The 11846-nt window shown below is 58.8% G+C and carries 8 protein-coding genes and 1 pseudogene; 8 read left to right on the top strand and 1 reads right to left on the bottom strand.

The genetic code is table 11. From position 1 onward, the window contains the following. Positions 1-67: 67 nt before the first annotated feature. The 8 genes from H7R76_RS00345 to H7R76_RS00310 all read left to right on the top strand — a co-directional run bounded on the left by H7R76_RS00345 (position 68) and on the right by H7R76_RS00310 (position 11289). Entirely contained in the window at positions 68-637 is a 570-nt protein-coding gene (locus tag H7R76_RS00345) for a TetR/AcrR family transcriptional regulator (RefSeq protein WP_106924861.1), read from the top strand. A gap of 135 nt (positions 638-772) precedes the next feature. Beyond that, a complete protein-coding gene (locus H7R76_RS00340) occupies positions 773-1894 on the top strand; it encodes an efflux RND transporter periplasmic adaptor subunit (protein ID WP_182929779.1) in 1122 nt (373 codons plus the stop codon). Further along, complete coding sequence (locus H7R76_RS00335) at positions 1894-5001, top strand: efflux RND transporter permease subunit (protein WP_182928446.1); 3108 nt, start codon at positions 1894-1896, stop codon at positions 4999-5001. Before H7R76_RS00340 ends, H7R76_RS00335 begins: the two co-directional genes overlap by 1 nt. 3 nt (positions 5002-5004) lie before the next feature. Next, the gene (locus H7R76_RS00330; RefSeq protein WP_182966676.1) at positions 5005-6375 is read left to right on the top strand and encodes an efflux transporter outer membrane subunit; all 1371 of its coding nucleotides are present in this window, start codon (positions 5005-5007) and stop codon (positions 6373-6375) included. A gap of 219 nt (positions 6376-6594) precedes the next feature. Next, entirely contained in the window at positions 6595-7758 is a 1164-nt protein-coding gene (locus tag H7R76_RS00325; protein WP_106924858.1) for a multidrug effflux MFS transporter, read from the top strand. A 160-nt stretch (positions 7759-7918) separates the two neighbouring features. Further along, positions 7919-8827 carry an N-acetylmuramic acid 6-phosphate etherase gene (gene murQ, locus H7R76_RS00320; RefSeq protein WP_106924857.1) on the top strand — a complete coding sequence of 303 codons (909 nt, stop codon included), beginning with the start codon at positions 7919-7921 and terminating at the stop codon, positions 8825-8827. Between the two features lie 14 nt (positions 8828-8841). Further along, positions 8842-10296 (top strand): PTS N-acetylmuramic acid transporter subunit IIBC, encoded by a 1455-nt coding sequence (murP, locus tag H7R76_RS00315; protein WP_182966674.1) that lies wholly within the window; start codon positions 8842-8844, stop codon positions 10294-10296. 90 nt (positions 10297-10386) lie between these two features. Next, positions 10387-11289 carry an EamA family transporter gene (locus tag H7R76_RS00310; protein WP_182966672.1) on the top strand — a complete coding sequence of 301 codons (903 nt, stop codon included), beginning with the start codon at positions 10387-10389 and terminating at the stop codon, positions 11287-11289. A gap of 38 nt (positions 11290-11327) precedes the next feature. Here H7R76_RS00310 and H7R76_RS00305 read toward each other — a convergent pair. Then, positions 11328-11840 (bottom strand): annotated as a pseudogene (locus H7R76_RS00305) (Rpn family recombination-promoting nuclease/putative transposase); the annotation flags it as partial. Positions 11841-11846: the final 6 nt, after the last annotated feature.

Raw genomic sequence — 11846 nt, 5'->3', positions numbered from 1 at the left:
GCGAGCTACGTATAATGGGCAGAAATGAGAACGATCATTCTCACTCTTAACCCTCACGGAGACGCGCATGACCAGCAAGCTGGAAGCCAGGCAAAAAGCCCGCCAGGACGATATCATCGCCGCTGCCCGCCGCTGCTTTCGCAACAGCGGTTTTCACGCTGCCAGCATGTCGCAAATTGCCGCTGAAGCGAAGCTCAGCGTCGGGCAAATCTACCGTTATTTCAGTAACAAAGATGCCATTATTGAAGAGATGATCCGCCGGATTATCGACCACCGCATCGCCGAGATGGAAGGCAAAACCCAGACCCATCTGATGCCGCACATGCTGGCGTGGCGCATGACGCTGAGCGAAGATGACGATGCGCTGATGCTGGAGATGTCCGCTGAAGCCACCCGTAATCCGCAGGTTGCCGCCTGGCTGCAAGAGGCCGATGAGCGCATGTTTAACAACGCCTGCGAGCATCTGCGCAAAGCCTATCCCGCGCTGAGCGAAACGCGTATTCGCTGCTGCGTCGAGGTCATGGCGGTGATGGTGGAAGGCACCATTTATCGTCGTCAGATCCCCCAACAGGTGGCCTCTGACGAAATGGAAAAAATCTATCAGGAAATTATTAATATGCTCGTCACTGCAAAATAATTAATTTCATTTAGAAACCAGGGGATATTTCATCCCCCTTTTGTTGTTTCCGGACCTCCGGAGACGCAGGCTTTTTCGCACCTGTCATTCTCCCCCCTATTGGGCGAGAAGGGTGTCGTTCACCCTGAGAAAAATATGAAATACATCACAACCACCATCGCTGCATTATTTCTCCTGAGCGGATGCGATAATGCCCCCACCGCCTCTCCAGAACGTCCGGCACAGGAAGTCGGCATCGTTACATTAAAAAGCCAGCCCGTTTCTGTGGTCAGCTCGCTGACCGGACGCACGACCGCCGCCGCCAGCGCGGAAGTTCGCCCGCAGGTTTCCGGCATCATCCAGAAACGGCTTTTTAATGAGGGCGATGACGTTAAAGCAGGCCAGGCGCTGTACCAGATTGACCCAGCCAGCTTCCGCGCCGCTTACAATGAAGCCGCCGCCGCGCTGAAGCAGGCGCAGGCGCTGGTTGTCGCCGACTGCCAGAAGGCGCAGCGTTATGCGGCACTGGTCAAGGATAACGGCGTTTCACGCCAGGACGCCGACGACGCGCAGTCGACCTGCGCGCAGGACAAAGCCAGCGTCGAGTCCAAAAAAGCGGCGCTCGAGAGCGCGCGCATTAACCTTAACTGGACCACCGTCAGCGCCCCTATTGCCGGGCGCATCGGTATCTCCTCCGTCACGCCGGGCGCGCTGGTCACCGCCGAGCAAACCACGGCGCTGGCAACCATTCGTGGCCTGGATACCATGTACGTCGATCTTACCCGCTCCAGCGTCGACCTGCTGCGTCTGCGTAAGCAGTCGCTGGCGGCCAATAGCGATACGCTCGGCGTCACCCTGCAGCTTGAAGACGGCAGCACCTACGGCGAAAAAGGCCGCCTGGCGCTGACCGAAGTCGCCGTCGACGAATCCACCGGGTCGGTGACCCTGCGCGCCGTATTCCCCAATACGCATCATCAGCTGCTGCCGGGTATGTTCGTACGAGCCAAAGTGGATGAAGGCATCATGAACGATGCCATTCTGGCGCCACAGCAGGGTGTCACCCGCGACGCAAAGGGCAACGCCACCGCGCTGGTGGTCACCGCCGACAACAAGGTCGAGCAGCGTGCGCTGGAAACCGGCGACACCTATGGCGACAAATGGCTGGTGCTCAATGGCCTGAAAGCGGGCGATAAGCTGATCGTCGAAGGGACGGCGAAAGTCGCCGTCGGCCAGCAGGTGAAACCGGTTGAAGTGAAAGCTAACGGAGGAAACGCCTGATGTTTGCCCGTTTCTTCGTGCGTCGCCCGGTCTTCGCTTGGGTTATCGCCATCCTGATTATGCTGGCCGGGATGCTGGCCATCAAAACGTTGCCGGTCGCGCAATACCCGAACGTCGCGCCGCCATCCATTAAAATTTCCGCCACCTACACCGGTGCGTCGGCACAAACGCTGGAAAACAGCGTCACCCAGGTCATTGAACAACAGCTGACCGGGTTGGATAACCTGCTCTACTTCACCTCCACCAGCAGCTCCGACGGTTCGGTCAGTATCAACGTCACTTTTGAGCAAGGGACCGACCCGGATACCGCGCAGGTGCAGGTGCAGAACAAAGTGCAGCAGGCCGAATCCCGCCTGCCGAGCGAAGTGCAGCAGTCCGGCGTGACGGTGGTGAAATCCCAGAGCAACTTCTTGCTGATCATGGGGGTTTACGACAAAACCGATAAAGCCAGCAGCTCCGACATCGCCGACTGGCTGGTGAGCAATATGCAGGACCCGATGGCCCGTCTCGACGGCGTCGGCAGCCTGCAAGTGTTCGGCGCGGAATACGCCATGCGCATCTGGATGGATCCGGCGAAGCTGGCCTCCTATTCGCTGATGCCGTCCGACGTACAAAGCGCCATTGAAGCGCAGAACGTGCAGGTTTCCGCCGGTAAAATCGGCGCCCTGCCGTCGCCGGACACCCAGCAGCTGACCGCCACCGTGCGCGCGCAGTCGCGTCTGCAAACCGTCGACCAGTTCAAAGACATCATCATTAAAAGCCAGTCCAACGGCGCGGTGGTGCGCGTCGGTGACGTCGCCCGCGTCGAGATGGGCAGTGAAGACTACACCGCTGTCGCCAAATTGAACGGACACCCGGCCGCCGGTATGGCGGTAATGCTAGCGCCGGGGGCTAACGCCCTGAGCACCGCGACGCTGGTGAAGGATAAAATCAACGAGTACAAACGCAACATGCCGCAGGGCTACGATGTTGCATACCCGAAAGACAGCACTGAATTTATCAAGATCTCCGTCGAAGATGTGGTGAAAACGCTGTTTGAAGCCATCTTCCTCGTGGTCTGCGTGATGTATCTGTTCCTGCAAAACATCCGCGCGACGCTTATCCCCGCGCTGGCGGTGCCGGTGGTGCTGCTCGGCACGTTTGGCGTGCTGGCGCTATTCGGTTACTCAATCAATACCCTGACGCTGTTCGCCATGGTGCTGGCGATAGGGCTGCTGGTCGATGACGCCATCGTGGTGGTAGAAAACGTCGAGCGTATTATGCGCGACGAAGGGCTACCCGCCCGGGAAGCGACCGAAAAATCGATGGGCGAAATCTCCGGAGCGCTGGTCGCCATTGCGCTGGTGCTGTCCGCCGTGTTCCTGCCGATGGCCTTCTTTGGCGGTTCCACCGGGGTGATTTACCGTCAGTTCTCGGTCACCATTATCTCGGCAATGATGCTCTCCGTGGTGGTGGCGTTAACCCTTACGCCCGCACTGTGCGGCTCAATCCTGCAACATACGCCGCCGCACAAAAAAGGATTTTTCGGCGCATTTAACCGCTTTTATGCCTCTACTGAACGTAAATACAAGCACCGGGTGCTCAATACTCTGAGCCGCTCCGGGCTGGTTATGGTGGTCTATTTAGCCATCTGCGGCGGCATGGCGCTGGCGATGTGGAAACTGCCGGGGAGCTTCCTGCCGGTGGAAGACCAGGGCGAGATCATGGTGCAGTACACTCTGCCCGCCGGGGCCACAAACTCACGTACCGCCGAGGTCAGCAAGCAGGTAACCGACTGGTTCCTCAACAAAGAGAAAGCCAACACCGACGTTATCTTCACGGTTAACGGCTTTAGCTTTAGCGGCAGCGGGCAGAACGCCGGCATGGCCTTCGTCTCACTGAAAAACTGGTCCGAGCGTAAAGGCGCGGAAAATACCGCGCAGGCCATTGCCCTACGCGCCACCAAAGAGCTGGGGGCGATTCGCGATGCCACGCTGTTTGCGATGACGCCACCGTCGGTGGACGGCCTCGGCCAAAGCAACGGCTTTACCTTTGAACTGATGGCCAGCGGCGGCACCGACCGTGCCGAGCTGCTGAAAATGCGCGATCAGCTGATTGGCCAAGCCAATCAGGATGCCACTCTGCACGCCGTGCGCGCCAACGATATGCCGCAAACGCCACAGCTACAGGTGGATATCGATAACAACAAAGCCGTGTCGCTGGGGCTGTCGCTGAGCGACGTCACCTCAACGCTCTCCAGCGCCTGGGGTGGTACCTACGTGAACGACTTTATCGACCGCGGACGCGTGAAAAAAGTCTATATCCAGGGCGATAGCGACTCTCGCGCCTCACCGTCCGATCTCGGAAAATGGTTCGTGCGCGGCAGCGATAACAGCATGACGCCGTTCTCCGCTTTTGCCACGACCCGCTGGGAATACGGCCCGGAAAGCCTGGTGCGCTACAACGGCGCGGCGGCCTATGAAATCCAGGGCGAAAACGCCACCGGCGCCAGTTCCGGTACCGCGATGACCACCATGGAAAACCTGGCCAATAACCTGCCGGCGGGCTCCACCTGGGCCTGGAGCGGACTGTCGTTGCAGGAAAAACTGGCCAGCGGCCAGGCGATGAGCCTGTATGCCATTTCCATTCTGGTGGTGTTCCTGTGCCTGGCGGCGCTGTATGAAAGCTGGTCGGTGCCAATTTCGGTCATCATGGTTATCCCGCTCGGCCTGCTGGGCGCGGCGCTGGCCGCATGGATGCGTGACCTGAGCAATGATGTCTACTTCCAGGTGGCGCTATTAACCACCATCGGGCTGTCATCGAAAAACGCCATTCTGATCGTCGAGTTCGCCGAAGCCGCGGTGGCGGAGGGCTATTCGCTTTCCCGCGCTGCGCTGCGTGCAGCGCAGACCCGTTTGCGTCCGATCATCATGACCTCGCTGGCGTTTATCGCCGGGGTCATGCCGCTAGCAGTGGCGACCGGTGCGGGTGCTAACAGCCGTATTGCCATCGGTACCGGGATTATCGGCGGGACGCTTACGGCAACCCTGCTGGCAATTTTCTTTGTTCCTCTGTTCTTTGTGCTGGTGAAACGTCTGTTCGCCGGTAAACGCAGCCGTCTGGAGTAAGTTATGTTCCGTTTATCCGTTTTATTTATTGCGCTTCTGAGCGTGGGCTGCGTGTCGATGGACCCCAACTATCAGCGCCCGGACGCGCCTATCCCGGCGACGCTGCCGGGCAGCCACGGTGAAGCGACCGCCGTGGTCGGTAACTGGCAGCAGGTGGTGAACGATGTGCGCCTGCAAAAGCTGGTGAGCCAGGCGCTCAGCAGCAACCGCGATGTGCAAAAAGCCATTGCCGATATTGACGCCGCTCGCGCGCAGTACGGCGAAACCCGCGCGTCGTTAATGCCGACCGTTAACGCCGAACTCAGCAATACCCGCAGCCGCACGCTGGCGAGCGGGGTGAGCACCACCGCGCGGGCCGACGGCGCGGTCTCCAGCTTCGAGCTGGATCTGTTTGGTCGTAATCAGAGTCTGTCCCGCGCGGCTCGTGAAACCTGGCTTGCCAGCGAATTCACCGCGCAGAACACCCGTCTGACGATGATTTCCGAGCTCACCACCGCGTGGGTGACGCTGGCGGCGGACAACAGCAACCTGGCGCTGGCGCAGCAAACCATGGCAAGCGCCGCCGACTCGCTGAAAATCGTCCAGCGTCAGCAGCAAATTGGCACCGCGGCGGCCACTGACGTGAGTGAGGCGATGAGCGTTTATCAGCAGGCGCGCGCCAGCGTCGCCAGCTACCAAACGCTGGTGATGCAGGATAAAAACGCCATTAACCTGCTGGCCGGCACCACCGTAGCGGATGCCTTGCTCCCGGGTACGCTGGAGAGCCTGGCTGCCAACACCATTTCACTGGTCCCGGCGGGCGTCTCGTCGTCCGTACTGCTAACGCGCCCGGATATTCAGGAAGCGGAGCACAATCTGAAGAGCGCCAACGCCAATATCGGCGCGGCGCGGGCAAACTTCTTCCCGACCATTTCACTCACCGCCAGCGCCGGGGTAGGCAGCGATGCGCTATCTTCACTGTTTAGCCACGGCATGAGCGTGTGGTCCTTCGCGCCGTCTATTTCGCTGCCGCTGTTTACCGGCGGCAGCAATCTGGCGCAACTTCGCTACGCCGAGGCGGAGAAAAAGGGGCTAATCGCCACCTACGAAAAAACGATTCAGAGCGCGTTTAAGGACGTAGCGGATGCGCTGGCGCGTCGCCAGACGCTGAGCGAACAGCTTGATGCGCAGAGGCAATACGTGGCGGCGGAGCAGCAGACGCTGGACGTGGCGATGAAACGCTACCAGGCGGGCGTTGGCGATTACCTGACCGCGCTGACGGCGCAGCGCACCCTGTGGTCAGCGCAGCAGACGCTGATTGCCTTACAGGAAACGGATCTGGCGAACCGTATTACGCTCTGGCAGTCGCTGGGCGGCGGGGTGCAGGCCGGATAAGGCGTTTCGCCGCCATCCGGCAATGTGCCTGCGATGCCTGATGACGCTGCGCTTATCAGGCCTACAAGACCCTCTCCCCAAAGGGGCGAGGGAACCGATTGGCGTCGTAGGTAAATACCGGCGCGGGTTTTCCCCCTCTCCCTTCCAGGAAGAGGGCCGGGGTGAGGGTGCAGCCAGCACCGTTCCCCTCATTGATTATGAAAAATAAAAGGAGCTTTCATGCCGCGCATCTCCCCCTCCTGGGTCGTGGTTCTGGGTCTGCTAACCGCTATTGGCCCACTGTGTACCGACTTTTATCTCCCGGCGCTGCCGGAAATCACCGAACAGCTAAACGCTACCGGCACGCAAACCCAGCTGTCGCTTACCGCCGCGCTGCTCGGTCTTGGCCTCGGCCAGCTGTTCTTTGGCCCGCTCAGTGACCGCATTGGCCGCCGCAAGCCGCTGGCGCTGTCGTTGCTGCTGTTTATCTTCTCATCGGCTATGTGCGCCATCACCCACGATATTCATCTGCTGATTGTCTGGCGCTTTTTGCAGGGCTTCGCCGGTGCCGGTGGTTCAGTGCTATCACGCTCGATCGCCCGCGACCGCTATCAGGGCACGCTGCTCACTCAGTTCTTCGCCCTGCTGATGACCGTTAACGGCATTGCGCCGGTGCTTTCGCCGGTGCTCGGCGGCTATATTATCACCGCGTTTGACTGGCGAATTTTGTTCTGGACGATGGCGGGAATTGGCGCGGTGCTGCTGCTTTTAAGCCTTGTCGTACTGCATGAAACCCTGCCAGCCAACGGCCCCGATGCAGCGACGCAGCCGAAAGGAACGCCGGTTCTCAAAAACCGCCGCTTTATGCGCTACTGCCTGATTCAGGCCTTTATGATGGCCGGGCTGTTTTCCTACATTGGCTCCTCTTCCTTCGTCATTCAGAGCGAATACGGCATGAGCGCGATGCAGTTCAGCCTGCTGTTTGGCCTGAACGGGATTGGGCTGATTATTGCCGCCCTGATCTTTTCAAAACTGGCGCGTCGCGTCGCCGCGGAAACGCTGCTGCGCCGGGGTTTATTATTGGCGGTGCTGTGCGCGCTGGTCACCCTACTGCTCGCCTGGCAGCAACAGCCGGTCATGGCGCTGATTGGCCTGTTCTTCACGGTGTCGTTTATGAGCGGGATCAGCACCGTCTCCGGTGCGGAAGCCATGAGCGCGGTCAGCAGCGCGCAATCGGGTACCGCGTCGGCGCTGATGGGTACGCTGATGTTCGTCTGCGGAGGCATTGCCGCGCCGCTGGCAGGACTGGGCGGTGAAACCATGCTGAAAATGAGTCTCGCGATGGCGATTTCCTACGCAATTGCGCTGTTTTTCGGGCTGCTTAAACCGCGCACCGCGCCCTAAAATTCACAGAGGTAATAAAATATTCCAATTTTATTACCTCAAAACTCCCCGCCACCGCTGTAAATCATGATTACCTCGTGCCTCTAATCGTGATAACCTTCACATGAATGGAATAATTAATTCCTTATACTGCTCGCCACTGTGAATGATGAGGTTTCCTATGAGTATTGACTTGAGCAAATTGCTGACTGAACGACGCAACGCAAACAGCGCTAACATTGACACCCTCTCCACTGAAGAGATGCTGACGGTCATTAACAACGAAGATCAGCAGGTTGCTCACGCCATCACCCCGTATATTCCGCAGATAGCGCAGCTGGTTGATAGCGTGGCGAATGCTTTCCGTCACGGCGGTCGACTGATTTACATCGGCGCTGGCACCTCTGGCCGTCTGGGTATTCTTGACGCCAGCGAATGCCCGCCCACCTTCGGCACCCGTCCTGAGCAGGTTGTCGGCCTGATTGCCGGTGGCCACACCGCCATTTTGAAAGCGGTTGAAAACGTTGAAGATAACGCCGCACAGGGCGCGGAAGATTTACGTACGCTGGGCTTTAACGAGCATGACGTGCTGGTCGGTATCGCTGCCAGCGGCCGCACGCCGTACGTGCTGGGAGCAATGGAATACGCGCATCAGCAAAATGCGCTGGTCGCTATCGTCAGCTGCAACCCGCACGGCGAGATGGCGCAGCGCGCCGACATCGCCATTACGCCGGTTGTTGGCCCGGAAGTCGTGACCGGCTCGACCCGTCTGAAAGCAGGCACGGCGCAAAAACTGGTGCTGAATATGATCACTACCGGTTCGATGATCCGCAGCGGCAAGGTCTACAGCAACCTGATGGTCGACGTAGAGGCCACCAACGCCAAGCTGATTGAGCGACAGATTTCCATCGTGATGGAAGCCACCGAGTGCGATCGCCAGACCGCGCAGACGGCGCTGGATGCCAGCGGCCGCCACTGCAAAACCGCCATCGTGATGGTGCTGGCGAATCTGAGCGCCGACGACGCCAAAAAGCTGCTGGCCGACAACAACGGTTTTATCCGCAAAGCGCTTCAACACGCCTCCCACTGACGAGGGTTCGTAGAATGGCAAAAATAAATAAAGAGATGATAGCCCGCATTCTCACCTTGGTAGGCGGGGCGCCAAACGTCGTGCAGGCGGGTAACTGTATGACCCGTCTGCGCCTGACGCTGCGCAATGAGGACCATGCTGACGTCGCCGCCATCCGCCAGGTCGAAGGCGTCATGGGCGTGGTGGTCAGCAACGAGCAGTTCCAGATTATCCTCGGCCCGGGCAAAGCGCAGACCGCTTCAGAAATGATGAACCTGATGCTGGAAGAGGCCCCGCAAACGCCAGCGCATGAAGCTGACTCTGGTGCATCGCTGGCCGATATCGCGAATGCCAAAAAGCAGGAGCTCAAGGGTAAGCAAACCAGCAGCGTACAGAAATTCCTCGCCAAGTTTGCCACCATCTTTACGCCGCTGATCCCTGGCTTTATTGCCGTAGGCCTGCTGCTCGGCTTTGCGACCCTGGCCGAACAGCTGTTCGTACTGGAGAGCGCGCATCCGAACGCCACGCTGGTGGATATCATCAGCTACATGAAAGTGTTCAGTAAGGGCATGTTTACCTTCCTGAGCATTCTGATTGGCTATAACGCGCAGAAAGCGTTCGGCGGTTCGGGCGTGAACGGGGCGATTATCGCCGCGCTGTTTATTCTGGGCTATGACCCCAAAGCGGCGGTGGGCTTCTACTCCGGAATCTCCGACTTCTTCGGCCACACCATTGACCCGCGCGGGAACATCATCGGCGTACTGATCGCTTCAATTATCGGTGCCTGGGTCGAAAAACAGGTGCGCCGCATCATGCCCGCCAACCTCGACATGATCCTCACGTCGGCAGTGACGCTGCTGATCATGGGCGCGGTTACCTTCGTGGTCATTATGCCTATTGGCGGCTATCTGTTTACCGGGATGTCCTGGCTGTTCCTGCACCTCAACGGTAACCCGTTCGGCTCTGCGGTGCTGGCCGGTCTGTTCCTGTTGGCGGTGATGTTTGGCGTGCATCAGGGCTTTGTGCCGGTCTATTTTGCGCTGATGGAAGCGCAGGGCTTCAACTCGCTGTTTACCATTCTGGCCATGGCGGGGGCGGGCCAGGTAGGCGCGGCGCTGGCGCTGTACTATCGGGCGAAGCAGGGCTCACTGCTGCGTACGCAGATTAAAGGAGCGATCATTCCCGGCCTGCTCGGCGTGGGCGAACCGCTGATTTATGGCGTGACGCTGCCGCGTATGAAGCCGTTTATCACCGCCTGCCTCGGTGGTGCCTGCGGCGGCTTCTTCATTGGCCTTGTCGCCTGGATGGGGCTGCCGGTTGGCCTGAATACGGTCTTCGGTCCGTCCGGCCTGGTGGCCATCCCGTTGATGACCTCAAACAGCGGCATCTATGCGGGGATGGCGGTTTACGCCGCGGGCCTCGCCGTCGCCTACCTTGGCGGCTTCCTGCTGACCTGGCTGTTCGGCAGCAAAAACGTCGATCTCAGCTAACCCTTTTGCCCCCGGCACGCCGCTGGGGGCAAGCTTTCCACCATGCTATGATGCCCGTCACAACAAAATACGATGACAGGGTTGAGGAAAATGGGTGCCACCAGAAAAGGGATGCTTAACGTCTTAATTGCCGCGATATTGTGGGGAAGTTCCGGCGTTTGCGCGCAGTACATTATGGAACATAGCCAGATGGGGTCGCCGTTTCTGACGATGATCCGCCTGCTCTCCGGCGGTTTTATTCTCCTCACCTTCTCTTTCCTGCACGGCGACGGTATTTTTCGCCTCTTCCGCAACCGCAAAGATACCTTCAGCCTGCTGATTTTTTCGCTGGTAGGCGCAATGACCGTGCAGCTGACCTTCCTGCTGGCGATTGAAAAATCGAACGCCGCCACCGCGACCATTTTGCAATTTTTATCGCCGACGATCATCGTGGCCTGGTTTGCCATCGTGCGTAAGGCACGACCGGGCGCGTTTGTCTTCGCCGCTATCGCCACCTCGCTAATCGGGACTTTTCTGCTGGTGACCCACGGCGACCCCACCTCGCTGTCTATCTCCGGCGCGGCGCTGTTCTGGGGGATTGCTTCCGCCTTTGCCGCCGCCTTCTACACCACCTATCCCTCAACGCTGATTGCCCGCTACGGTACGCTGCCGATCGTCGGCTGGAGCATGCTGCTCGGCGGCGCAATGCTGCTGCCGTTCTACGCCGGTCAGGGCACCCATATCGTGATTACCGGTAACCTGCTGCTGGCCTTTTTCTACCTGGTGGTGATCGGCACGTCTCTCACCTTCAGCCTGTACCTGAAAGGCGCACAGATGATCGGCGGGCCGAAAGCCAGCATTCTCAGCTGTGCCGAACCGCTCAGCAGCGCGTTTTTATCGCTGCTGCTGCTCGGCATCAGCTTTACCCTGCCAGACTGGCTGGGCACGCTGCTGATTTTATCCTCGGTGGTGCTGATTTCGCTGGATTCGCGGCGCAGGGTGAAAACGGCATAGAAGGAATGGTCCGATAACGTCGGTTATCGGGCTAAAAATTAGTGCTGTAGATCTGCCAGCTCGTCGGCGGAAAGACCAGTGATAAGTTGAACCATGGCGCTGTCGATGCCGTTTTCCAGCATCGTTCGGGCAATGCGTAACGCCTCCTGACGTATCCCCTGCTGTAACCCCTGTTGCACTCCCTCCCAATGCCCCTCTTCCCGCAACCTATCTGCAATGGTCATTATCTTATCCTTCTGTTCTGGTGCACGTTCAACCGCCGCCTGGAGAAACTCGTGAAAACGAACCGCATCTCCCGATCTCAGCAGATAATTAAACAACGCTTTCATTTGGCTGTCAGTAGCGCATCCCGTTACCAGCAGCTGGGCAATCTGGTCGACTAACGCGAACAGATCGCGCTGGCGAATATGCTTCTGCACCAGCTCCAGCAGCGCCACGCGGCGATGCTGCATAATCTCATCATCCGGCACCACGGTGATATCAACCATGGCGAGAAAATCACGCGCCGTTTCCGGGTGGCACAAAAATTGTTTAAAAACCGCATCGTGCGGCGTTGA

Source organism: Klebsiella sp. WP8-S18-ESBL-06, assembly GCF_014169755.1.
Lineage (GTDB): Bacteria > Pseudomonadota > Gammaproteobacteria > Enterobacterales > Enterobacteriaceae > Kluyvera > Kluyvera ascorbata_B.
Note: the sequence above shows the minus strand (reverse complement) of the source record. Positions and strands in the feature narration are given on the sequence as shown.